A 24,252-nucleotide genomic window follows, 5' to 3' on the forward strand; every position below is an offset into this window, starting at 1 on the left:
GATGACGGGTGCCGGGAAAGCCCGGCCGGGCAGCAGGCAGGATGGGCGATGTGGACGAACACGACATGCTGCTCTCTCCCGCCGGGGTCGACCGGCTCCGGGCCGCGCTGACCACCGCCGGTTTCACCGCCAACGGCATCGCCACCCGGCTCGGCCCGCAGGCCACCGGCGGGGTGGCCCGCAACGACCACCGGGCCGCCCTGCGCGCCACCGAGGACCGGGACCCGCTGGCCACGCTGATCCGGCTCTTCATCTGCGAGCAGACCGAGCCCGAGTCCGCGGTCACCGCGGCGCTCGCTCCGCTGCCCCTGGCCGAGGCGCTCGCCGCCGGGCTGGTCGAGCGGTACGACGACGGCCTGCGCGCCGGGATCGACCTGGAGCCGTACGGCGACCACTGGTGGGTGCTGGCCGACCTTCCGGCCAGCGCCCGACCCGGCCGCCCGTTGCACGCCGAGCACGTGCTCGGCATCGGCGGGGCGACCCAGACCCTGCTCGGCGCGACGGTCCGCCGTCCGGTGGGCAGCGCGCTGGACCTGGGCACCGGTTCCGGCGTCCAGGCCCTGCACCTGGCCACCCATGCCGGCACGGTCACCGCCACCGACGTGTCCGCCCGGGCGCTGCGGTTCGCGGCCACCACCGCGGCGCTCAACGGCCAGGACTGGGAGCTGCTCCGCGGCGACCTGGTGGCCCCGGTCGCCGGCCGACGGTTCGACCTGGTGGTGAGCAACCCGCCGTTCGTGGTGGGGCCGGGCACCACCACGCACGTCTACCGGGACTCCGGCCGGGTCGGCGACGCGGTCGGCGCGGAGCTGGCCGCCGCCGCGCCCGGGCTGCTCACCGACGGCGGCGTCATGCAGTACCTGGCCAACTGGGCGCACGTCGCCGGCGAGGACTGGGGTGACCGGGTGGCCGGCTGGTTCACCGGCACCGGCCTGGACGCCTGGGTGATCCAGCGTGAGGTCGCCGACCCGATGGCGTACGTGAACCTGTGGCTGACCGACGTCGGTGAGACGGCCGACCCGCACCGGATGGCGGCCTGGCTGGACTGGTTCGACGCGCACAAGGTCGAGGCGGTCGGCTTCGGCATCGTCAGCCTGCGCGCGAGCGGCCACGACGACCCGGTGGTCCGGGTGGAGGACCTGCGACAGCGGGTCGAGCCGCCGCTGGGTGACCGGATCGCCGGCTGGTTCGACAGGCAGGACTGGCTGCGCTCGCACGACGCCGAGGGGCTGCTGGCGCACCGGTTCCGGGCCGCCGAGGGGCTGCAACTGCGCCAGGAGGCGACCATGGGCGACGAGGGCTGGGCGGTCGACCGGCAGGTGCTCGCCGCGCCGCGCGGCCTGCGCTGGACCGAGGAGATCGACCCGCTGGTGCTGGCCCTGGTCGGTGGCGCGGACGGCCGGCTGCCGCTGCGCGACCAGCTCGCCCTGCTCGCCGCGGCGCACGACGTCACGGTCGACGAGTTGGCCGAGGCAGCCGGCCCGATCGTGGCGCACCTGGTCGAACGGGGCTTCGTCGAGCCGGTCGTCGACTGATGCGGGCAGTGGTGCAGACCGTCGGCCGGGCCCGGGTGACCGTGGCCGGCGAGGTCGTCGGCGCTATCGAGGACGGCCTGCTGGTGCTGCTCGGGGTGACCCACGCGGACACCCCGCAGACCGCCCAGGCCATCGCCCGCAAGGTGCACGAGCTACGGATCCTCGACGACGAGCGCAGCGCCGCCGACACCGGAGCGCCGATCCTGGTGGTCAGCCAGTTCACCCTCTACGGGGACGCGCGCAAGGGCCGCCGGCCGAGCTGGACCGCCGCCGCTCCCGCCGAGGTCGCCGAGCCGCTGGTCACCACCGTGGTGGAGGCGCTGCGGGCCCGGGGCGCGCCGGTCGAGACCGGCCGGTTCCGCGCCCACATGCTGGTCGAGAGCGTCAACGTGGGCCCCCGCACCATCCTGCTGGAGCTCTGACCTCCCCACCCCTCCCCCGGGCCACCGGTGGGTGGGGTGGGGGAGGGCGGTCAGGAGAAGAGGCCGCGGCGCTGGAGGGACTGCCGCAGCCACCCGTCGAGCTGGGCGGCCCAGTCCGTCTGGTGGGCGGTGGCGTGTTCGACGGTGAACCGGCCGAACGCGTCCCGCCCCTCGGTGAACAACCCGCCCCGCTTGTCGATCTCCAGCACCACCTGGATGTGGCGGGGGTTGGTGACGAACGTCAGCTCCAGTTGGTTGATCCCGCCGGCGTACTGCGGCGCGGGATAGAACTCGATCTCCTGGTAGAACGGCAGGTGCTGCTGCACGCCGTAGATGTGGCCGCGCTCCACGTCGGCGCGGGCGAAGCGGAAGCCCAGCCGCAGCAGCCCCTCCAGGATCCGCTCCTGCGCCGGCAACGGGTGCACCGCCACCGCGTCCAGGTCACCCTTGTCGACCGCGCGGGCCACCTCGAGCTCGGTACGCAGCCCCATGGTCATGCCGTGCAGGTGCTGGCCGTACAGCTCGGTCAGCGGGGTCTCCCACGGCACCTCGAACCGGAACGGAACGTCGTACCGCTGCCCGGCGGCCAGCCGGAACGGGCCGGTGAGCTGCTGCCGGTGGAACTCCTGGGTGGTCTGGTACTCGCTGTCGCCGCTCTCCACCTCCACCCGGGTGACCAGCCCGAGCGCCACGTACTCGATGTCGGTGTCGTGCTCGCCCCCGACGACCTGGACCCGTCCTTCCAGGTGCCCGCCCGGACGGCAGTTCGGGTTGGTCAGCACCGTCTCCACCGACGGACCGCCCACGCCCATCGCCTGCATGAGTCTCTTGAAGACCACCGTGTCCTCCGTTGCCTGATCGTGGCGGCCCGGCGGGCCGACCGGTGGCACCGTAACCGGGTCGGGCAAGCCCCGCCACACGTTCCGGCAGCGTTGCTGTCGGGTCCCCGATCGCCTCACTCCCGTTTCACGCCCCACCCGGCAAGCTGTGTGTCACCGGCGCCACTGGCCCGGTACGCGCGACGTTGACGCGGGGAGGCGACAGAGATGGTTCTGCAGATGAGCGAGCAGCCGACAAAGCTGGCCGGCACCACCGACACCGACGACCACGCGCCCGTGGAGACCCTTGCCGACCTGGACGCCACCGACGAGCGCGGGGTGTCGACGGACCTGGTCCGGGCCTACCTGAACGGGATCGGACGCACCAAGCTGTTGACCGCCGCCCAGGAGGTCGAGCTGTCCAAGCGGATCGAGGCCGGCCTCTTCGCCGAGGAGAAGCTCAGCACCTGCACCCCCGTCTCCACGCAACTGCGGGCGGACCTGGAACTCGTCGTTGCCGAGGGCCGCGCCGCCAAGGACCACCTGTTGGAGGCGAACCTGCGGCTGGTGGTGAGCATCGCCAAGCGGTACACCGGGCGGGGCATGGCCTTCCTCGACCTCATCCAGGAGGGCAACCTCGGCCTCATCCGCGCCGTCGAGAAGTTCGACTACACCAAGGGCTACAAGTTCTCCACCTACGCCACCTGGTGGATCCGCCAGGCCATCACCCGCGCCATGGCCGACCAGGCCCGCACCATCCGCATCCCGGTGCACATGGTCGAGCAGGTCAACCGGATGGTCCGGGTCCGTCGTGAGCTGTCGGTCTCGCTCGGTCGGGAACCCACCGTCAGCGAGGTGGCCCGCGCCCTCGACGTGCCGGAGTTCCAGATCATCGAGCTGATCTCGTACGACCGGGAGCCGGTCAGCCTGGACCAGGCCGTCGGCGAGGACGGCGAGAGCGCCCTCGGTGACTTCGTCGCCGCCGTCGACCCGCGCCAGGAGCCCGGCGACGAGATCACCACCGGGCAGCTCCGCCAGGAGGTCCGGATCGTGCTGGCCACCCTCTCCCAGCGGGAGGAGGCGGTGATCCGGCTCCGGTTCGGCCTCGACGACGGCCGGCAGCGCACCCTGGACGAGGTGGGCCGCGAGTTCGGGCTGTCCCGCGAGCGGATCCGGCAGATCGAGAAGGTGACCCTGCTGAAGCTGCGGGACCCGGAGCGGGCCCAGCGGCTGGAGTCGTACGCCTGCTGAGTCCGCCACGACAGTGGGCCCCGGCGGTTCGCCGGGGCCCACTGTCGTGCCGGCCCGCACCCGGGCCGGCTGACTCAGAGGCGGCGGGGGCCGGTGTCGGGGCGGACGACGGCCGCGCCGATCCGCGCCGTGGCGTGCAGCACGGCGATGCCGTCCGGACGGGCCAGCACCGGGTTCAGGGTGAGCGCCCGCACCCGGGGCTGGTCGTCGGCCAGCCGACCCACCCGCGCCAGCAGGTCGGCCAGGGCGTCCCGGTCGACCGGGGCGGCCCCCCGGTAGCCGCGCAGCAGCGGCGCGGCCCGCGGCTCGTCGACCAGCTCCCGGGCGTCCCGGTCGGTCAGCGGCACCGCCCGCCAGGCCCGGTCGCCGAGCAGCTCGGTGGCCACGCCGCCGAGACCGAAACCGACCACCGGGCCGAACGTCGGATCCTCCACCAGCTCCACCACGCAGGCCACCCCGGGCGCGACCATCGCCTGCACGAGCACGTCCGGGCCGAAGACCCCGGCCAGCTCGGCGTAGGCGCGCCGCACCGCGTCCGGGTCGGCCAGGTCGAGGCGTACCGCCCCGAGGTCGAGGCGGTGTCGCAACCCGGGAGCCGCCGACTTCACCGCCACCGGGAAACCCGTCCGCTCGGCCGCCCGGACCGCCTCCTCGACGGTGGCCGCGGGCGTCGATCCGACCACCTCGACGCCGTACGCGGCGAGGAGTCGGGCGGCCTGGTCCGGGCCGTCGACGCGGATCGCCGCCTCGGCCGCCGCCGGGTCCACGTCGGGCAGCTCGGGCAGCGTGCCCGGGGTCCGGCGCAGCCAGTCGGCGTACCCGGTGACCCGGGCCAGCGCCCGCACCGCCTCCTCCACCCCGGAGTAGGCGGGCACGTCGACCGGCAGTTTGCCGGTCAGGAAGGCCGTCACCATCGGTTTGCCCGCGTCCAGCACGCTGGGCAGGGTGGCGGCGACATCCGCGTCGACGTCGACCACCTGACCGGGCAGCGCCGGCGCGAACACCGCCACCAGCGCGTCGACAGCCGGGTCGGCGGCGGTCTCGGCCAGCGCCAGGGTGAACTCGGTGGCCCCGGCGTGCGGGCCGAGATCGCGCGGATGCCCGCCGGCGAGGCTGAGCCCCTGGGCCAGGCAGGCGGTGGCGGCCAGCCCGGTCAACGCGGAGGAGTTGCCGACCACCCCGACCCGCCGCCCGGCCGGCAACGGCTGGTGGGCCAGCAGCAGCCCGACGTCGAGGAGCTCGGCGACGGTGTCCACCCGGATCACCCCGGACTGGGCGAACAGCGCGCTGACCGCCGCCTCGTCCGGCCCGGCCACCGCCGGCGACGGGGCGCTCTGCGCCGGGGGCGCCGGGTCGGGTGCCCGGGGGCGGGCCGGGGAGGCCAGGGCCACCACCGGTTTGACCCGGCCGATCCGGCGGGCCAGCCGGGCGAACTTGCGCGGGTTCCCGAAGGTCTCCAGGTACAGCATGATCACGTCGGTGGTGGGATCGTCCTGCCAGTACTGGAGCAGGTCGTTGCCGGAGACGTCGGCCCGGTTGCCCGCCGAGACGAAACTGGACAGCCCCAACCCGCGCCGGTCCGCCTCGGCCAACAACGCCACCCCGAACGCGCCGGACTGGCTGAACACGCCCACCCGGCCGGCCGTCGGCAGCACCGGGGCGAGCGTGGCGTTGAGGCGTACCGCCGGGTCGGTGTTGGCGACGCCCAGGCAGTTCGGTCCGACCACCCGCATGCCCGCGGCGTGCGCGGCCCGGACCAGGGCCCGCTGCGCCGTCGCGCCCGCCGCGCCCGCCTCGGCGAACCCGGCGGAGATCACCACCAGGCCGTGCGCCCCGGCCGCCGCCGCGTCGGCCACCACCGCCGGCACCGCGTCCGGGGTCACCGCGACCACCGCCAGGTCGACCGGTTGCCCGGCGTCGACCGCCGACGGGTACGCCGGCAGCCCGGCCACCGTGGTCGCGCTCGGGTGCACCGGGACGACCGCCCCGGTGAAGCCGAAGTCCCGCAGGTGCCCCAGCACGGCCGCCCCGATGCCCTGGCCGGTGGCGCTGGCCCCGTAGACGGCCACCCCACGCGGGGCGAGCAGCCGGGCGACCGACCGGGCCTCGGTACGCTGCTCCCGGCCACGCTGCACCTGGAGCGTCTGCTCGGTCGGGGCGATCGGGAAGGTCAGGTGCACCACGCCGTCGGCGAACTGCCGCCGGACCTGGTAACCGAAGTCGGCGAAGACCCGCAACATCGCCCCGTTGGCCGGGAGCACCTCGGCGACGAACGAGGTGACCCCCACCCGCCGGGCCGCGTCGGCGAGATGCTCCAGCAGCACCGACCCGATCCCCCGCCCCTGGTAGGCGTCCTCCACCACGAACGCCACCTCGGCGTCGGGGACGTCGGGCCCGAGCCGCTCGTACCGGCCGACGGCGACGATCCGGTCCCCGGCCGACACCACGAACGCCTCCCGGTCGTGGTGGTCCACGTGGGTGAACCGGTGCAGGTCCCGCTCCGGGATCCGCGGGTACGGGGAGAAGTAGCGCAGGTACCGGGTGCGCTCCGAGAAACGGGAGTGCATCGCCACGATGCCCGACGCGTCGTCCGGCCCGATCGGCCGCAACTGCACGGTCGTACCGTCACTGAGCAGCACGTCCACCGGTTGGTCCAGGCTGGTCACATCCGGTCCCCTTTCCTGCCGGCGGCGCGGCGTTCGCGCCGGCCGGGCCGTCCGCGCGGACCGGACCGGCCGCCCGGCCGCGCGCGTCGGGCGGGCGGCCCGGACGCGGCGGCCGGCTCAGTCGCGCGGATCGTGCGGGTCGAGACCCAGCAGCGGGAACACCGACCGGCGGGTCGCGGCGACCGCCCGGTCCACCGGGGTCGGCTCCCCGGTCGGCTGCCACGGCTCGTACCTCGGGTCGACGCCGTCGCCCATCCGCAGCGGCACCTCCCGGCCGGGACGGCGGGCGGCGGCCAACTGCCGCCAGGCCGGCGGGGTGAGCGTGGCCGGGTCGACCGGCTCCCCGGTGGCCACCGCCAGCAGATGCGTCCAGGCCCGGGGCACCACCTCCACCAGGGCGTACCCGCCACCGCCGGTGGCGACCCAACGTCCGTCGCACAGCTCGTCGGCGAGCGCCCGCAGGGCCAGGTAGGTGGCGCGTTGCCCGTCCACGGACAGGTGCAGGTCGGCCAGCGGGTCGAGCCGGTGGCCGTCCGCGCCGCACTGGGTGACCAGCATCTGTGGGCGGAACGCCCGCAGCACCGACGGCACGACCGCGTGGAAGGCCCGCTGCCAGCCGGCGTCGTCGGTGCCGGGCGGCAACGGCACGTTGACCGCGCTGCCCGGCGCCGCCGGCCCGCCCGTCTCGTCCGGGAACCCGGTGCCGGGGAAGAGCGCCAGCGGGGTCTCGTGCAGGCTGACCGTCAGCACCCGGGGGTCGTCCCAGAAGATCTGCTGCACCCCGTCGCCGTGGTGCACGTCCACGTCGACGTAGGCGACGCGCTCCGCGCCCAGGTCCAGCAGGCGACCGATGGCCACCGCCGGATCGTTGTACACGCAGAACCCGGCCGCCCGCGCCGCCATGGCGTGGTGCAGCCCACCGGCGACGTTCACCGCCCGGCGGGCCTCACCCCGCCACACCGCCTCGGCGGCGGCCACGCTCGCCCCGGCCACCAGCGCGCTCGACTCGTGCATCCCCTCGAAGACCGGATTGTCCGAGGTGCCCAGCCCGTAGCCGGCCCAGAGCGGATCCCGGGGGGCGGCCCGGACCGCGTCGAGATAGTCGGGGGCGTGCACCCGGGTCAACAACGCGTCGTCGGCCGGCTCGGGCTTCACCAGCCGCACCCCGGGCCGGTCGAGCACGCCCAGCTCACGGGCGAGCGCGACGGTCAGCTCCACCCGTACCGGATCGAGCGGATGATCACCGAGGTCGTAGTCGAGCAGCGCCTCGTCCCAGACCACCACCGTGTCGTCGGACATGCCGACCATCGTCGCACGTCGGGCCGTCCGTCCCTGGTCAGGCCGGAGCGGGCCGACCGGGTGTCGCGCCGGTGGCCACCGGGCGCGCCGGGTCCGCCACCCACTCGCTCCACGAGCCCACGTACAGGCCGGCGTCCGCGCGCCCGGCCAGGTGCAGCGCCAACACCGCCTGCGCGGCGGTCACCCCGGAACCGCAGTACGCCCCGACCGGACGGTCGGCCCGCACCCCCGCCGCGGCGAACCGGTCCCGCAGCACGTCGGCGGCGGGGAACCGGCCCTCCGTCACGTACCCCGGGGCGGGCAGGCTCACCGCGCCCGGAACGTGCCCCGCCACCGGGTCGACCGGCTCGTGCTCACCCCGGTAGCGCGGGGCGGCCCGCACGTCGAGCAGGACCGCGTCGTCGGCGGCGGCCAGCCGGGCGGCGGCGTCGACGTCCAGCACCGGCAGCGCCCCCGGCCGGACGGTGACGTCACCCGGCGGCGGGGTGGGCGACCCGTCGGCGACCGGCAGCCCGGCGGCCAACCAGGCGGGCCAGCCGCCGTGCAGCACCCGGACCGGCCGGTGACCGGCCCACCGCAACGTCCACCAGGCCCGCGCGGCGGCCATCCCGTCGCCGCCGTCGTACACCACGACCGGGTGACCGGCGCGGACGCCGGCGCGCCGCAGCGCCGCCTGAAGGGCGGCCGGGTCGGGCAGCGGATGCCGGCCGGAGCGGCCGGGCGGGCCGCACAGCTCGGTGTCGAGGTCGACGAAGACCGCGCCCGGCAGGTGACCGGCGAGGTAGTCGTCCCGACCGGGCGGGCCGGACAGCCGCCACCGCACGTCCAGCACGGTCGGTGGCGGGCGGCGCCGTAGCTCTGCCGCCAGATCGGCTGCTTCGACCAGGGAATCCTCGGTGACGGACATGCGCCCCAGTCAACACCACCGGCGCACGCCGACCGGTGGTTCGGCGGCCGTCGTCCGCCCCGCGTCGGGGTAACATCGGAGCCGGGAGGACCTCCGGCGTGTCGCGCGATCCGGTCGCCACGATCGAGGGTGTGGTTACCTCCGAGGACAAGGTGGGGGTAGAAATGGCCCGGCACGATCTGGTGGACACGACCGAGATGTACCTGCGCACCATCCTCGAGCTCGAAGAGGAAGGCGTGCCGCCGCTGCGCGCGCGGATCGCCGAGCGGCTGCGGCAGAGCGGCCCCACCGTCAGCCAGACCGTGGCCCGGATGGAACGCGACGGGCTGCTCACCGTCGAAGGGGACCGGCACCTCGCCCTCACCGACCTGGGCCGCAGCACCGCCGTCTCGGTGATGCGCAAACACCGCCTCGCCGAGCTGCTACTGGTCAACGTGATCGGCATGCCCTACGAGGAGGCCCACGAGGAGGCCTGCCGCTGGGAGCACGTGATGAGCGACGCGGTCGAGAAGCGGGTCTACGACCTGCTCAACCGCCCGACCCGCTCCCCGTACGGCAACCCGATCCCCGGGCTCGAGGAGCTGGGCCCCCCGGAGGAGCCGGCCGCCGAGACCCCCGACAGCGAACGCAACCTCGCCTTCCCCGGCCTGGTCGGCACGGTCGTCGTCCGGCGGATCTGCGAGAGCGTGCAGACCGACGCGGACGTGCTGCGTCAACTGCACTCCGCCGGGGTCGACCCGGGCGCGACCGTGACCGTCGCCCAGGAACGGGACGCGGTCACCATCGACCGGTCCGGGGAGAAGATCCGCCTGCCCCGTGAGGTCGCCTCCCGGGTCTTCGTCGCCGCCCACTGAGCCTCCCGCCCCGACCGGCGGGGTCAGTCCGTCACGTACGGGCAGTGCCGGCAGCCGCGCCCGCAGCAGGCGCCACGGTCGGCGAGGAATCCGGCGGTCAGCACGAACAACCCCGTCGACGGGTCGGAATAGCCGGCCTGGCCGGCGGCCAGCGCGGCAGCGTGCGCGGCGAGGATCCGCGCCCGTTCCGGGTGCTCCGGCGACAGCCGCGACGGGTGCGGCTCGGTCAACGCCCGGTCCGCCAGTGGAAGCCGCCGCATGCTCACCCGACGAGTGTAGGGTCGCGGAAAGCCGGTTGCCCGGCCCGGACGCCGCTGTCAGTGTCACCCGATGACCACGACGACCTATTCCGCGCCCGACGGGACCCTGCTCGCCTACCGGGCCGTGGGGTCCGGCGCCCCCCTCGTCTGCCTGCCCGGCGGGCCGATGCGCGCCGCCGCGTACCTCGGCGACCTGGGTGGCCTCTCCCGCCACCGGCGACTGATCCTCGCCGACGCCCGGGGCACCGGCGACTCGGCGATCCCCGCAGACCCCACCTCGTACCGGTGCGACCGGCAGGTCGACGACGTCGAGGCGCTGCGCGACCACCTCGGGCTGGACCGGCTCGACCTGCTCGGCCACTCCGCCGGGGCGAGCCTGGCGCTGTGCTACGCGACCCGGCACCCGGAGCGGGTCGGCCGGCTGGCGCTGGTGACGCCGAGCCCGGCGGCCGTCGGCGTCGAGGTGACCCCGCAGCTCCGCCGGGCGACGACCGAAGGACGACGGGGCGAGCCGTACCACGCCACCGCGTCGGCGGCGCTGGAACGGCTCATCGACGGCAGCGCCGCGCCCGAGGACGTGGCCGCCATCGCCCCCCTCCAGTACGGCCGGTGGGACGCCGCCGCCCAAACCCACCACGCGGCCGCCGCCGGCCAGCGCAACCCCGAGGCCACCGGGGTCTTCCTCGCCACGCCCTTCGACACGACCGCCATCCGGGCCGCGGTGACCAGTCACCGGGGGCGGGTGCTGGTCCTGGCCGGAGACCGCGACGTCAGCACCCCGGAACCGGCCGTCGCCCAGTTGGCCGCGCTGTTCCCGCAGGCCGAGTACGCCGTCCAGGCCGGCGCCGGCCACTACCCCTGGCTGGACGACCCGGACGCCTTCACCGCCACCCTCGCCGCCTTCCTGCGCTGAGCCCGGCACGGGCGACGCGTTCCCGCCCCGCCTGCCGTCGGTCCCGCCACGGCAGACGGACGACCGCCCGGACCTGGTTGGTCCGGGCGGTCGTCGTCGGGCAGGGCGTCAGCTACAGCCGCTGGTGGAGCCGCAGCCCTCACAGACGTAGCAGCTTCCGGCGGGGCGCATCTTCGTGCCGCAGGTGAAGCAGAGCGGCGCGTCGGCGGCCTTGCCGATCACCGCCTCCAGCAGATCGGTCGACGAGCCGACCGACGACGCCGGCCGGACCGGGGCCACCTCGACGGCGGCGGCCGGCTCGGCCTCCGCCTCGACCGGCGCGGACACCGCCATCGCGGCGAGGTCCGCGCCGCTCTCGGCGGCCTCGGCCTCCGCCTCGGCCCGCATCTGCGCCGTCCGCTCCTGGGCGGTGAAGATGCCCAGCTCGGAACGGGTCTCGTAGGGCAGGAAGTCCAACGCCAGACGACGGAAGATGTAGTCCATCACCGAGGCGGCGATCCGCACGTCCGGGTCGTCGGTCATCCCGGCCGGCTCGAACCGCATGTTGGTGAACTTGCTGACGTACGTCTCCAGCGGCACGCCGTACTGGAGACCGATCGAGATGGCCACCGAGAAGGCGTCCATCACCCCGGCCAGGGTGGAGCCCTGCTTGGACATCTTCAGGAAGACCTCGCCGAGCCCGTCGTCCGGGTACGACGACGCGGTCAGGTAGCCCTCGGCCCCGCCGACGGAGAAGCTGACCGTCTGGGACGGGCGCTTCTTCGGCAGCCGCTTGCGCACCGGCCGGTACTCGACGACCTTCTCGACCACCTTCTCCGCCTCGGCGGCCGGGGCGGTCTCGACGGCCTGGGCGGCCTTCTTCGGCTTGGCCACCGAGAGCGGCTGACCCACCTTGCAGTTGTCCCGGTAGAGCGCCAGGGCCTTCAGGCCGAGCTTCCAGCCCTCGAAGTAGATCTTCTCGACGTCCGCGACCGTGGCCGACTCCGGCACGTTCACCGTCTTGGAGATCGCGCCGGAGATGAACGGCTGGACGCCGGCCATCATCCGCACGTGGCCCATGGGGGCGATGGACCGCTCGCCCATCGCGCAGTCGAACACCGGGTAGTGCTCCGGCTTGAGGCCGGGGGCGTCCACCACGTGCCCGTGCTCGGCGATGTGCTCGACGACCGCCTCGACCTGCTCCTCCGGGTAGCCGAGGCTGCGCAGGGCGCGCGGCACGGTCTGGTTGACGATCTGCATCGAACCGCCGCCGACCAGCTTCTTGAACTTCACCAGCGCCAGGTCCGGCTCGACCCCGGTGGTGTCACAGTCCATCATCAAGCCGATGGTGTTGTGGCTGACGAAACCGCCCGCGACGTAGGTGACGTTCTCCGGGACCGAGAGGTCGAACGTCGGCTGGACGCCGCCGTCCTCGTTCCCGGCGACCCGCTCGAAGAGGTAGTCGAGGGCATGGCCCAGCCGGTCGTCACCGGTCTCCGCGAACAGTCGCGACGCCACCGCCCGCGGCACGCCTCCGGTCTTGCGCAGCGACTGGGTGACCGCCGGACGCAGCTCGTGGCCCGCCGGCGCCAGCAGCTCCCAGACCTCGGCCGGCAGGTGGACCCGGTCCCGGTTGCCGGTCTGCGTCGGCTCGACCACGAGCAGGTCGGCCTTGCGGGCGCCGACGAAGCCGACGATCTCCTCGAACGCGATCGCGTGCGCGGTGTTCCGCAGTCGTACCTGCCACACGTCCGAGCCCAGACCGCTGGTCGTCCGCCGGGTCGTGGTGGCCATCCCGAGCGTCAGCAGCAGGGTACGGATCTCGGCCGCGAACGTCTCGGTGGCGGTGGACAGCGACGGCACCCCCTCGGCGACCGTGCCGTCGGCCTCGAACACGCCCCGCAGGAACGCCGCGTACACGCTGACGTCGTTGGTCTCCAGCAGCGCGGACGGCACCCGGGGAGACCAGCCCTTGCCGGTGTGGTCGGCGTCGGGCAGCGTCCTGGCGAAGCCCGCCGCCTGCCACCACCGGGCCAGCCGGACCGACTGGAAGGTCACCTCCCGGTAGCCGGCCCGTCCGGTGACCACCGGCTCCAGGCCGAAAAGCCCCTTGCCGAGCACCCGGAGCCGCTCGACGACGTCCAGGTCCGCGTCGGCCACGCAGAACCGGACGCCCTTGGCGTGCAGGCTGCCGTCGCCCATGAAGTAGCCGACCAGCTCGGCGAGCTCAGCGTCCACCACGTCCGGGACGTGCAGCCGCCGGTCGTCGGTGTAGTACGCCTGGTCGAGCACCGGCAGGGGCACCCGCCGGGGTTCCCCCACCAGCGTGCCGAGCTGGATCGGCACCAGGTCACCCTCGGCGACCTCGGCCATCCGCTTCCACACCCACTCGCCGGTGCCCGGGTCGACGACCTTGATCCGGTGGGCCAGGGTGCCCTGGATCCGGTATCCGCCCTCGGTCACGATCCGTCGGGTCGGCTCCTCGCCGTTGACGAAGAACTTCGTCGCCTGCCGGGCCCCTTCGTCCGTGGAGACCCGCAGGTCCAGGTCCTGCCAGCGGTCACCGTACCCGTCGCCGATCTCGCCCAGCCGCATCAGCCCGCGGTCGGTGGTGACCATCGTGTCGGCGGTCAGGCAGCCGGTGGGAGCGAGCACGCTGGCCTGCGAGTTGCGCCAGCCGTGCTTCTCGCCGACCTTGTTGCCCAGGGTCCACTGCTTCGTGGCCTCCCGGACGATCGCGGTGGCGACCGGACCGGCCGGCCGGATCTCGTCGTTGGCGGCGGCGTGCTTGCGCATCACCCGCTTGTGCGGCTCGGCGTTGCGGGCGTACCCGTCGTACGCGCCGACGATGCCGGCCAGCTCGGCGGAGCGGCGGTACGCCGTGCCGGTCATCAGCGAGGTGATCGCGGCGGCGACCGAGCGCCCCTGCTCCGAGTCGTACGGCAGGCCGGAGGCCATCAGCAGCGCGCCGAGGTTGGCGTACCCGATGCCGAGCTGCCGGTAGGCGCGGGTGGTCTCGCCGATCTTCTCGGTCGGGAAGTCGGCGAAGCAGATCGAGATGTCCATCGCGGTGATGACCAGCTCGACGGAGCGGACGAACTTCTCCACCTCGAAGGTTCCGTCGGCGCGGAGGAACTTCATCAGGTTCAGTGACGCGAGGTTACAGGACGAATTGTCCAGGTGCAGGTACTCCGAGCAGTTACGGACCACGACACCGTTGGCGATGTAGGAGTGGTTGCGCGGCTCGGACAGGTTGTAGGTGGTCTCGATCCCGTCGAACTCACGGTTCCTGAGGGTCGCGGTCTGGTCCGTACGGTAGAAGCGGTTCGCCCGCAGCCAACCGGCCAGCCGTTCCGCCTTGCGCGGGTGCGCGAAGCCGATCGCGCCGGCGAAGGCCGGGATGTTCGCCCCGCTGATCCGCAGGTCGTAGAGTTGCCCGCCAGCGTAGCTGCGCTCCTCCCCGGCGACCGTGGTGTACGCGAAGGACGCTTCGTCCTTCCGGCTGGTGTAGATCCGGCTGCCGATGCCGAAGCAGCTCAACATCCGCTGCACGTCCCGGAGCAGCTCGACGGAGACCGAGCCGAGCCCGACGTAGCGCGTGTCGTTCGCGGTCTCGGCGGCACACCCGTCGGCGTCGAACAGACCACGGAGGAACTCCGCCTGGATCTCCACCGGCGCTTCCAGCACCGCCGCCGGGACCCGCTTGTCGGCGGCCTTCCCGGTGCTGACCCCCAGCCCGACGAGGAAGTCCACCACGGCCGACCGGCCGGCACGGAGTTGGACGGTGCCGTTGGGCTGTTCGGACGGCTTCGGGGTGAAGCCGAGGATTTCGGTGAGCGACGCCTGGTGCCGGGGCAGGAAGGGGGCCCGGTCCTCGGCGCTGTACACCCAGGTGGCGACGGGGTTGTCCCCGCGCGCCTCGCTACCGGACCGCACGCAGCCGTCGCCGGTGAGCCAACCCAGCAGGTGGGCGAACTCCTCGGTCCACTTCTCCGGCAACCGGGACTCCCGCTGCCACTTGGTGGTCACCACGTCGCCGGGCCGCACCGAGACGCCGGGCCGCATGGCGAAGGCGCGCGATGCGGCCACCGCTGGCGTGGGCAGGTTCAACGGGAGGATCCGGTCCTCCTCGGTCAGCTCCGCCGCCTCGACGTAACCCCGGTTGGTGGTCCAGATCCGGTGGTTCGGGGTGCAGCGCAACACCATGCCGTTGCTGAACTCCAGGCGCAGGATCTCGTTGGTGCCCGTGATCATGAGCGCTTCGGGGCTGGTCAGCTCGATCCGGTCGGCCGGCGCATCCGGGTTGGTCGCGTCGTGGGTGTAGACGCCGAACGTCTCGCCCTGCCGCGCCCGGTCGATCAGCGCGTCGAACCGGATCAGTCCCTTGTCGGTGTGCACCAGGGTGTCCGCCGTGAAACAGGGGTTACTTGCGGTGATTCGTCCGGTTTCCGGGCAGGTGTGCCAGTCGTTGATCGTGTCGTCGTACTGGAGGCCGGGGTCGGCGCACTCCCAGGCGGCCTGGGAGATGGTGCGGAACAGCTTCTGCGCGTCGATCGTCTCGATGGTCCGCCCGTCGAGGCGGCCCCGCAGGTCGAAGCCGTCGCCGTTCTCCACCGCCCGCATGAACTCGTCGGAGACCCGGACCGAGTTGTTGGCGTTCTGGTACTGCACGCTGACGATGTCCGCGCCGCCCAGGTCCATGTCGAAGCCGGCGTCCCGCAGCGCGCGGATCTTGTCCTCCTCGCGCGCCTTGGTGACCACGAACTCCTCGATGTCCGGGTGGTCCACGTCGAGGATAACCATCTTGGCCGCCCGTCGGGTGGCCCCGCCGGACTTGATGGTGCCGGCGGAGGCGTCCGCGCCACGCATGAAGCTGACCGGGCCGGAGGCGGTGCCCCCGGAGGAGAGCAGCTCCCGGGAGGAGCGGATCCGGGAGAGGTTCACCCCGGAGCCGGAGCCGCCCTTGAAGATCAGCCCCTCCTCCTTGTACCAGTCAAGGATGGAATCCATCGAGTCGTCGACGGCGAGGATGAAGCAGTTGTGCACCCGGAGGTTGCCGGCCAGGAACTCGCCGCTCTCCGTCTGGATGTCGTAGACCTCCATCGCGCCGAGCGGCTCGATGCGGTCGATCTCCAGTCGCTTGACCTCGGCGGCGGGGCGGCCCGGCTTGGCGAAGCCCGCTTCGAGCCTGGCCATCTTCTCCGCGCCGACGAACCCGATGTGGGTGGCGAAGAGGTCCCGGTCGCCCTCGTTCTGGATCCGGACCGACCAGCAGCCCTTACGGTCGGCGCGGGCGTCCTTCCGGTACGACACCCGGGAGAAGATCCCGAACCGCAGCAGCAGGCTCTGCACGCCACGGATCAGTTGCTCGGAGATCATGTCGACCGCGACGAGCGTCGACCGCTCGCGGGCGGAGACGTAGCCCTCGGCCTGGAAGATGCTGCGCAGGTACGCGGCGACGACCGGCAACGGGGCGGTGAGGAGCCGCTCCGGGACGGTCATCTCGACGCCCCGGGTCAGCAGGTCCCACTTCTCCACGAACGGACGCAGGTGCTCGCCGTAGAGGCGGGTGCGCCGGCAGTCGAGCTGGTCGCTCTGGGTCACCACCGGGCGCTCCTTGCGGTGCGCGCCGGGGAAGACCTCGTCGAGGGCGACGGTGACCCAGTCCAGCTCGTCGTCGTTGACGGTCATCGCCTCGATGGTCAGGGACCGGTTGGTGCCCGTCTCGTACCGGCCCACGAAGCCGTCCGACTGCAACCATCCGGCGAGGGCGGCCTCGCGGATCTCCCGCAGGCCCAGCTCGCGTTCCCCGTACGTCTGCGTGCGGTGCCACTCGAGCTGGTCGCCCGGGACGAGCGTGCCGGCCTCGACCCACTGACCGGCGCCGGCGCCGGTGCTCTTCCACACCACGTGGTCGGGCGTGACGTCGAGGGTGTAGCCCGCCTTGGTGTGCAGCCGGAGCACCTCCCGGACGCCGTTGGCCTTCACGGCGACGATGCTGGTCAGGCCGGTGCTGTCGTACACCTTGGCGCCGACGGCGTTCTCCTCCACCAGCTTGCCGATCGGCACCAGCCCGGCCGGCGTGCTGACCAGCGAGTCGTACGGCAGGCATGCGCTGACCTGCTGGGGTGACGGGGTGCCGACGTTGAACCAGACCGGCGAGTTGAAGCTGAACACCTGGTGCAGCAGCATCCAGGTCAGCTCGTGGGCGAAGACCTCGGCGTCGGCCGGGCTCGCGAAGTAGCCGTACTGCTCGCCGGCGGCGCGGTAGGTGTCCACCACCCGGTCGATGAGCTGCTTGAGCGACCACTCCCGCTCCGGGGTGCCCACCGCGCCCCGGAAGTACTTGGTGGTCACGATGTTGGCCGCGTTGACGCTCCACGCCGTCGGGTACTCGACCCCGCGCTGCTCGAAGTTGATCGAGCCGTCCCGCCAGTTCGTCAGCACGACGTCCCGGCGCTCCCAGGTCACCTCGTCGTACGGGTGCACCCCTTCGGTGGTCCACACCCGGTCGACCTTCAGACCGGTGGTGGCCGCCGCGGCCTTCGTCCGCGACCGGCTGGCTGTCACGCCGTCCCCCGTCATCTCATCCGCCCCCTCGTCTGCGCGGTCGACCTCACCGGCCGCGCGTCGTGCCTGCAGAAAATTCAGTTGGCGCGGTCGGCGGCCCCGGCCGCCCCCGCGCGGGCGCGGGCCGCCGCCCGCAACGTCTCGATCTCGCGCTCGAAGTCGGCAAGCGAGTCGAACGACCGGTAGACGCTGGCGAAGCGCAGGTAGGCGACCTCGTCCAGGTCACGTAGCGGGCCCAGGATCGCCAGGCCGACCTCGTGGCTGGGGATCTCCGCGGCGCCCTTGGCGCGGATGGTCTCCTCGACCTTCTGGGCGAGCAGGGCGATCGCGTCCTCGTCGACCGGACGGCCCTGGCACGCCTTGCGCACCCCGCCGATGATCTTGGTGCGGCTGAACGGCTCGGTCACCCCGCTCCGCTTGACCACGGCCAGGACGGGCTCCTCGACCGTGGTGAACCGCTTGCCACATTCCGGGCAGGCCCGACGGCGACGGATCAACTGGCCGTCGTCGGCCTCCCGCGAGTCGACCACCCGGGAGTCGGCGTGCCGGCAGTACGGGCACCGCATCGCCGTACCTCCTTCTTCGTCGATCGCGGCCGCGCCTGCTCCCCGGGCACACGCCAACCCGGCGCGGCCGTCGGTCGATGGCCGCCCACCGGGGCGGGAACGGGGAGTGCGGTCGGTAGTCGAACCCAACCTGTAGGCGACTTACGCCCATGTGACTACTACATCTAGGGGTCGAACCTAGGCCGCCCGCCGACCGTGGTCAAGTTGGCCGGCGTGTCCGGCGCGTCACGGTGACCCGCACGCTCAACGCCCACCGCGCCCCCCGGTTACCCCCACGCCCCGGGCGACCGAATCGAACACCCGTTCGACCCGACGTACCATTATCAGAAAACGGCGGGGTCGACAGCGGGAAATGACCACGACACGCCGGAGTCAGGTCGTACAGACGTTTGAAAAACCCCCATCCCACCTATACGGTCGGGAACAGCCGGACGCGCGCGTCCGGCCTGTCCGCCGTACGCACCACGAGCCGCCGAGGCACCCAGCGCCGACCAGGGAGGACGGACGTGTCGACCGAGGACCGGGCCAGCCGGCAGAAGCCCCCGCAGAGCCCCGAGGCGGGTCAACCGGCCACCCGCCGGCGCGCCACCCGCAGCCGGGGCGGCCAGCCGGCCGTGCGATCGGTCACCCCGGTGGGCAGCGCCTTCTCCGACCCGGCCACCGTGGACCTGACCGCCCGGCAGCGGCGGATCCTGGAGTTCATCCGCGACTGGGTCGACCGGCACGGCTACCCGCCCAGCGTCCGCGAGATCGGCGAGGCGGTCGGGCTGGTCTCCCCGTCGAGCGTCGCGTACCAGCTCAAGGAGCTGGAGCGGAAGGGTTTCCTGCGGCGGGACCCGAACCGGCCCCGGGCCGTGGACGTCCGGCCGCCGAGCGACATGATCGACGACGAGCTGACCCGCGCGCAGCGTCCCGCCCCCGCGTACGTGCCGATGCTGGGCCGGATCGCCGCCGGCGGGCCGATCCTCGCCGAGCAGGCGGTGGAGGACGTCTTCCCGCTGCCCCGCGAGCTGGTCGGCGAGGGCGAGGTGTTCATGCTCCAGGTCAAGGGCGACTCGATGCTCGACGCGGCGATCTGCGACGGCGACTGGGTGGTCGTCCGGCAGCAGCCGACCGCCGACAGCGGGGAGATCGTCGCCGCGATGCTCGACGGCGAGGCCACCGTGAAGACCTACCGGCACCGCGACGGCCACGTCTGGTTGATGCCGCAGAACCCGGCCTTCGACCCGATCCTGGGCGACGACGCCACCATCATGGGTCGCGTCGTGGCGGTGCTCCGCCGCATCTGACGCGCCGCGCGCCCGAGCTGAGGTCGGGCCGTGTCACCGGCGGGCGACGGGGTCGATCTTTCAGTACCGGGTGCCCCGGTAGTCCCGGTCCCGGTCGGTGGCGCGACGGTACCGCTCAGGTTCGTCGTACCCGCCCCGCCGGCCCCGGTGCTCCGGCTCGTCCCGTCGGCCGGTGCCGCCGCCCCGCCGGGGTGGTTCGGCGCGACCGCCGCCGTACACGCCGCCATCGGGATAGCCGCTGCCGCCACCCCGGCCGTGGCCGCCGCCTGCCCGGCCGCCACCCGACGACGGGCCCGGCCCGCCGCCGGTCGGGCCGCCACGGTAGCCGCCCCGCCCGCCGGAGGGGGCGCCGCCGCCGTACACGCTGCCGCTGCCGCCGCCGCGAGGAGCGCCACCGCCGCCCTGGGGCCCGCCGCCGTAGACGCCTCCGCCAGCCGGGGCGCCGCCGTAGACTCCGCCCTTGCCGGGGCGGCCGGCCGGGGGCGGCGGGCCGCCGTAGACGGCGCCGCCCCGCCGGGCCTCCCGGTCCGTCGACGGATCCTGGCGCGGCTCGGGGCCACGGCGGTCGACAGCGTCCCGGTCGGGCAGGTCACCGGTGTTCGAGGGGCCGCCCCGGGTGGGCGTGGTCGGCCGGCGGCGGGCCCGGACGATGCCGACGACGCCCGCCCCGACCAGCAACGCGCCGAGCGCCCCGACGGCCGCGATCAGGTACTCGATGTCGTCGAGGGTCAGGCTGTCCGTCCAGGAGCCCCCGGCGGCGGTCTTCTTCTTCCCGTCGTCGGGCACGGGGGCGGCGCCGGTGGTCGACGGGGGGTACGCCAGGATGTCGACCTCGGCGTCCTCGCCCAGCTCGCCGGCGTCGGACACGGTGACGAACAGCTTCCCGTCCGGGGTGTACGAGATGGCCTCGCCGAACGGGTCGGCCAGCGGGGTGACCCGGGGCTCGCCCCTGGTCAGCGCGGCCACGATGTTGCCGTCGGGCACGTCGTACTCGAAGGCGTCGGCGTAGGTGCGCAGCACCACGCGTCTGCCGTCGGGCGACCGGGCGGCGCCGGTGACCGCCACCCGCCCGGGGCCCTGGAGGAGGTTCGGCGTGGTGGTCTTCGGCAGGCTGATCTCGCCGACCTTCTCCATCGGCACCGGCTCGACGTTGTTGGTCCTGAGCTCGGCCGCCGGGGTGAAGATCTGCGCCTTGCCGCTGAGCGTCTTCGTGATGATCAGCGGTTTGCCGTCGTCACCGATCAGCAGGGCCTCGGCGTCGTGCGGTTTGCGCTCGGGGTAGGCGACGCGGTGCAGCACCGGCTCGTCGCCCCCGCCGACCGGCATCGTCCACAGCGCCACCCGCTCACGGCGTTTCTCGCTGGTGATGTTGTCGCCGACGTCGGCGATCCAGAGCGTTTTGCCGTCCGGAGAGAGGGCCAGGTCCTCCGGGTCCAGCGGCCCCTGGCCGGAGTAGCGGACCGAGCGGGTGATCTCGCACTTCGAGTCGAGGAAGAAGACCCGTTTGTGGCTGTCCACGTCGGTGCTGTCGTTGACCACGACGTAGCCGGTCTTCGTGGCGATCAGGCCGGAGAGCTCGCGCAGCTTCGGGTCGGTGACCGTGCAGCGTTTCTTGCCGGCCGGTGGCGCGCCGTCGGAGGGCGCCGGGGCCGGAGCGGCGACCGCCGCTCCGGCGAGCCCGGCGGTCACCGTGAGCAGGCCGAAGGCAACCGTGATCGAGGAGATCGCACGCCGCATGGGCTCAGTGTCGCATGTTCCACCGGGTACCCGGTCGGCCCGGCGACCCTCACCGTGGGCGCGCGCCGGCCACGACCTCGTCCGCCCGGTACGGGGTCAGCTCGGCGGCGAGCGCCTCGCCGACCCGTACGTGCAGCAGCGTCCCCTCCGGCAGGTGGGCGGCGCTGAGCACCTCGCCCTGCCGGTGCAGCCGGGCGACGAGGTCCCCCCGGTCGTACGGCAGCACCGCGCGCACCTCGACGGCCGGTCGGGGCAGTCGTGCCTCGACGGCGGCCCGCAGGTCGTCGAGGCCGCGCCCGGAGTGGGCGGAGACGAGGATGGCGTCCGGCCAGGCGCGCTTGAGACGCAGCAGGGTCTCCTCGTCGGCGGCGTCGGTCTTGTTGACCACCAGCAGCTCGGGGAGCCGGTCGGCGCCCACCTCGGCGAGCACCTCGCGGACGGCCCGGACCTGCTCCTCCGGGTCGGGGTGGGTGCCGTCGACCACGTGCACCACCAGGTCGGCCTCGGCGACCTCCTCCAGGGTCGAGCGGAACGCCTCGACGATCTGGTGCGGCAGGTGCCGGACGAACCCGACGGTGTCGGAGAGGGTGTAGAGGCGGCCGTCGGCGGTGGTGGCCCGTCGGGTGGTCGGGTCGAGGGTGGCGAAGAGCGCGTTCTCGACCAGCACGCCCGCCCCGGTGAGCCGGTTGAGCAGGCTGGACTTGCCGGCGTTGGTGTAGCCGGCGATGGCCACCGCCGGGACGGCGTTGCGGGCGCGGCGGGCGCGTTTGGTCTGCCGTACCGTCCGCATGGCCTTGATCTCGCGGCGCAGCCGGGCGATCCGGTGGCGGATCCGCCGCCGGTCGGTCTCCAGCTTGGTCTCGCCCGGGCCACGCAGGCCCACGCCGCCGCCGGCGCCGCCGCCGCGTCCGCTACCGCCGGCCTGCCGGGAGAGGGTCTCACCCCAGCCGCGCAGCCGGGGTAGGAGGTATTCGAGCTGGGCCAGCTCGACCTGGGCCTTGCCCTCGCGGCTCTTGGCGTGCTGGGCGAAGATGTCGAGGATCAGCGCCGTCCGGTCGACGACCTTGACCTTGGTGCGTTGCTCCAGGTTGCGCAACTGGGACGGGGAGAGCTCACCGTCGCAGATCACCGTGTCGGCGCCGCTGGACAGCACCACCGCGGTGAGGTCCTCGACCTTGCCGCGCCCGACGTAGGTGGCCGGGTCGGGGCGGTTGCGGCGCTGGATCAGCCCCTCCAGCACCTGGGAGCCGGCGGTCTCGGCCAGCGCGGCCAGCTCGGTGAGGGAGTTCTCCGCGTCGGTCACCGTGCCCTCGGTCCAGACGCCGACCAGCACGACCCGTTCCAGCCGGAGCTGGCGGTACTCGACCTCGGTGATGTCGCTGAGCTCGGTGGAGAGACCGGGCACCCGTCGCAGCGCCTGGCGTTCCTCCAACTCCAGCTCGCCGGTGGTGGCGTCGAGCTCCTCGTCCTCGACCGGGACGAAGCTCTCCTGCTCTCGCAAACCGTTCTCCTGTCCGTTTTGACGACTACGGAGTAATCGTGACACGCGCGGGGCGTGACCGCACCTGCTATTTGCCCCCTCCGGAGCGGAACAGTCCCGGCCCATCGCGGGGCGCGTGTCGGTCCGATCCGGCGAACCGGTAGAAATGCGAGGGTGGCGGCACCGGGGCCGCCGCGCCGTGACCGGAGGGACCCTGTGGCCATCACCCGCCTGCCGAGCGCCGGATTCTCGATCACCGTCCGGATCGCCGTGCCCGCCGACGCGTCCTCGATCGGACGGCTCACCACCTGCGCCGGGGAGGCCGGGGCGATCGTCACGGCGTTGGACGTGGTCGACTCCGACCCGAACCACGTGGTGGTCGACCTGACCTGCGACACCGCCGACGCCGGGCACGCCGACCAGGTGGTGGCCGCGCTGCGCGCGCTGGACGGGGTGGACGTCCGCAAGGTCTCCGACCGGACGTTCCTGCTGCACCTCGGCGGCAAGATCGAGGTCGCGCCGAAGGTCGCCCTGCGTAACCGGGACGAGTTGTCCCGCGCGTACACGCCGGGGGTGGCCCGGGTGTGCCTGGCCATCGCGGAGAACCCGGCCGACGCGCGCCGGCTGACCATCAAGCGCAACACGGTCGCCGTGGTCACCGACGGGTCGGCCGTGCTGGGGCTGGGCAACATCGGGCCGGCTGCGGCGATGCCGGTGATGGAGGGCAAGGCGGCGCTGTTCAAGCGGTTCGGCGGGGTGGACGCCTGGCCGGTGGTGCTGGACACCCAGGACACCGACGAGATCGTCTCGATCGTGCGGGCGATCGCGCCCGCGTACGGCGGGATCAACCTGGAGGACATCGCCGCGCCGCGCTGCTTCGAGATCGAGGCCCGGCTGCGGGAGCTGCTGGACATCCCGGTCTTCCACGACGACCAGCACGGCACGGCGATCTGTGTGCTGGCCGCGCTGACCAACGCGCTGCGGGTGGTCGGCAAGCGGCTCGCCGACGTGCGGGTGGTGGTCTCCGGGGCGGGCGCGGCCGGCACCGCGATCATGAAGCTGCTGCTGCGGCAGGGCGTCGGCGACATCATCGCGTACGACCGGCAGGGGGCGCTGCACCGTGGGCTGACCGGGCTCAACCCGGCCTGGCAGTGGTTGGCCGAGAACACCAACCGGGACGGCTACTCCGGGGACCTGCGCGGGGCGGTGCGCGGCGCGGACGTGTTCATCGGGGTGAGCGCGCCGAACCTGCTCACCGGCGACGACATCGCCACCATGGCCGCCGACGCGATCGTGTTCGCGTTGGCGAACCCGGACCCGGAGGTGGATCCGCGGGAGGCCCGCCGGCACGCCGCGGTGGTCGCCACCGGTCGGTCCGACCAGCCGAACCAGATCAACAACGTGCTCGCCTTCCCGGGCGTGTTCCGGGGGATGCTGGACGCGCACGCGGAGGAGTTCACCGAGGAGATGGCGATCGCCGCGGCCCGGGCCATCGCCGACGTGGTCGGCGAGGACAAGATCAACCCGACGGTCATCGTCCCGAGCGTCTTCGACCCCCGGGTGGCGCCGGCGGTGGCCGCCGCGGTCCGCGCCGCCGCCCAGGACCCGGCCGCCGCCACCCCGCCCCCCGCGGCCGACCCCGGCCCGGCCGACCTCCCCGAGATCGCCGCCGCCTCCTCCGCCACCCCCTGACGGTGATGATGTGG

16 protein-coding genes are annotated in these 24,252 nt (G+C 73.4%); 7 read left to right on the forward strand and 9 right to left on the reverse strand.

Annotated elements, in window-relative coordinates; genetic code table 11:
- The first annotated feature begins 50 nt into the window (after positions 1-50).
- Positions 51-1,535 (forward strand): methyltransferase, encoded by a 1,485-nt coding sequence (locus O7606_RS10730; protein ID WP_281599604.1) that lies wholly within the window; start codon positions 51-53, stop codon positions 1,533-1,535.
- A complete protein-coding gene (gene dtd, locus O7606_RS10735; protein WP_281598909.1) occupies positions 1,535-1,957 on the forward strand; it encodes a D-aminoacyl-tRNA deacylase in 423 nt (140 codons plus the stop codon). The genes O7606_RS10730 and dtd overlap by 1 nt, the downstream gene beginning before the upstream one ends.
- Positions 1,958-2,007: 50 nt before the next feature.
- Here the strand turns inward: dtd and O7606_RS10740 are convergent, their stop codons facing one another.
- Positions 2,008-2,796, reverse strand: a complete 789-nt coding sequence (locus O7606_RS10740; RefSeq protein WP_281598910.1) for a sporulation protein — start codon at positions 2,794-2,796, stop codon at positions 2,008-2,010.
- Between the two features lie 219 nt (positions 2,797-3,015).
- Between O7606_RS10740 and sigB the strand changes: the two genes are divergently transcribed.
- A complete protein-coding gene (gene sigB / locus O7606_RS10745) occupies positions 3,016-4,026 on the forward strand; it encodes an RNA polymerase sigma factor SigB (RefSeq protein ID WP_281599605.1) in 1,011 nt (336 codons plus the stop codon).
- A 74-nt stretch (positions 4,027-4,100) separates the two neighbouring features.
- Here sigB and O7606_RS10750 read toward each other — a convergent pair whose 3' ends face one another.
- The 3 genes from O7606_RS10750 to O7606_RS10760 all read right to left on the reverse strand — a co-directional run bounded on the left by O7606_RS10750 (position 4,101) and on the right by O7606_RS10760 (position 8,898).
- A complete protein-coding gene (locus O7606_RS10750) occupies positions 4,101-6,692 on the reverse strand; it encodes a bifunctional GNAT family N-acetyltransferase/acetate--CoA ligase family protein (RefSeq protein ID WP_281598911.1) in 2,592 nt (863 codons plus the stop codon).
- Between the two features lie 117 nt (positions 6,693-6,809).
- Positions 6,810-7,991, reverse strand: coding sequence for an acetoin utilization protein AcuC (locus tag O7606_RS10755; RefSeq protein ID WP_281598912.1), 1,182 nt, complete (start codon positions 7,989-7,991; stop codon positions 6,810-6,812).
- 37 nt (positions 7,992-8,028) lie between these two features.
- The gene (locus O7606_RS10760) at positions 8,029-8,898 is read right to left on the reverse strand and encodes a sulfurtransferase (RefSeq protein ID WP_281598913.1); all 870 of its coding nucleotides are present in this window, start codon (positions 8,896-8,898) and stop codon (positions 8,029-8,031) included.
- Positions 8,899-9,062: 164 nt separating this feature from the next.
- Here O7606_RS10760 and O7606_RS10765 point away from each other — a divergent pair, with 164 nt between their 5' ends.
- Positions 9,063-9,752 carry a metal-dependent transcriptional regulator gene (locus tag O7606_RS10765; RefSeq protein WP_281599607.1) on the forward strand — a complete coding sequence of 230 codons (690 nt, stop codon included), beginning with the start codon at positions 9,063-9,065 and terminating at the stop codon, positions 9,750-9,752.
- 23 nt (positions 9,753-9,775) lie between these two features.
- Here O7606_RS10765 and O7606_RS10770 read toward each other — a convergent pair whose 3' ends face one another.
- The gene (locus O7606_RS10770; protein WP_281598914.1) at positions 9,776-10,018 is read right to left on the reverse strand and encodes a DUF5522 domain-containing protein; all 243 of its coding nucleotides are present in this window, start codon (positions 10,016-10,018) and stop codon (positions 9,776-9,778) included.
- 64 nt (positions 10,019-10,082) lie between these two features.
- Here O7606_RS10770 and O7606_RS10775 point away from each other — a divergent pair, with 64 nt between their 5' ends.
- Positions 10,083-10,925: an alpha/beta hydrolase gene (locus O7606_RS10775; protein WP_281598915.1), complete on the forward strand. Its 843-nt coding sequence runs from the start codon at positions 10,083-10,085 to the stop codon at positions 10,923-10,925.
- A gap of 108 nt (positions 10,926-11,033) precedes the next feature.
- On the opposite strand, the gene O7606_RS10780 is transcribed toward O7606_RS10775, so the two are convergent.
- Both O7606_RS10780 and nrdR read right to left on the reverse strand, forming a co-directional pair.
- Positions 11,034-17,474 (reverse strand): LAGLIDADG family homing endonuclease, encoded by a 6,441-nt coding sequence (locus O7606_RS10780; RefSeq protein ID WP_348651145.1) that lies wholly within the window; start codon positions 17,472-17,474, stop codon positions 11,034-11,036.
- Positions 17,475-17,551: 77 nt separating this feature from the next.
- Positions 17,552-18,040, reverse strand: coding sequence for a transcriptional regulator NrdR (gene nrdR, locus O7606_RS10785; protein ID WP_281598917.1), 489 nt, complete (start codon positions 18,038-18,040; stop codon positions 17,552-17,554).
- A gap of 506 nt (positions 18,041-18,546) precedes the next feature.
- Here nrdR and lexA point away from each other — a divergent pair.
- Positions 18,547-19,329: a transcriptional repressor LexA gene (gene lexA / locus O7606_RS10790; protein ID WP_281598918.1), complete on the forward strand. Its 783-nt coding sequence runs from the start codon at positions 18,547-18,549 to the stop codon at positions 19,327-19,329.
- 60 nt (positions 19,330-19,389) lie between these two features.
- Here the strand turns inward: lexA and O7606_RS10795 are convergent, their stop codons facing one another.
- Positions 19,390-21,066: a hypothetical protein gene (locus O7606_RS10795; protein ID WP_281598919.1), complete on the reverse strand. Its 1,677-nt coding sequence runs from the start codon at positions 21,064-21,066 to the stop codon at positions 19,390-19,392.
- 49 nt (positions 21,067-21,115) lie between these two features.
- On the reverse strand, positions 21,116-22,567 hold the full coding sequence (gene hflX / locus O7606_RS10800; RefSeq protein ID WP_281598920.1) for a GTPase HflX: 1,452 nt from the start codon (positions 22,565-22,567) through the stop codon (positions 21,116-21,118).
- A 195-nt stretch (positions 22,568-22,762) separates the two neighbouring features.
- Between hflX and O7606_RS10805 the strand changes: the two genes are divergently transcribed.
- On the forward strand, positions 22,763-24,238 hold the full coding sequence (locus O7606_RS10805; protein ID WP_281598921.1) for an NAD-dependent malic enzyme: 1,476 nt from the start codon (positions 22,763-22,765) through the stop codon (positions 24,236-24,238).
- The last annotated feature ends 14 nt before the right edge of the window (positions 24,239-24,252 follow it).

It is taken from the genome of Micromonospora sp. WMMD882, assembly GCF_027497255.1.
Lineage (GTDB): Bacteria > Actinomycetota > Actinomycetes > Mycobacteriales > Micromonosporaceae > Micromonospora.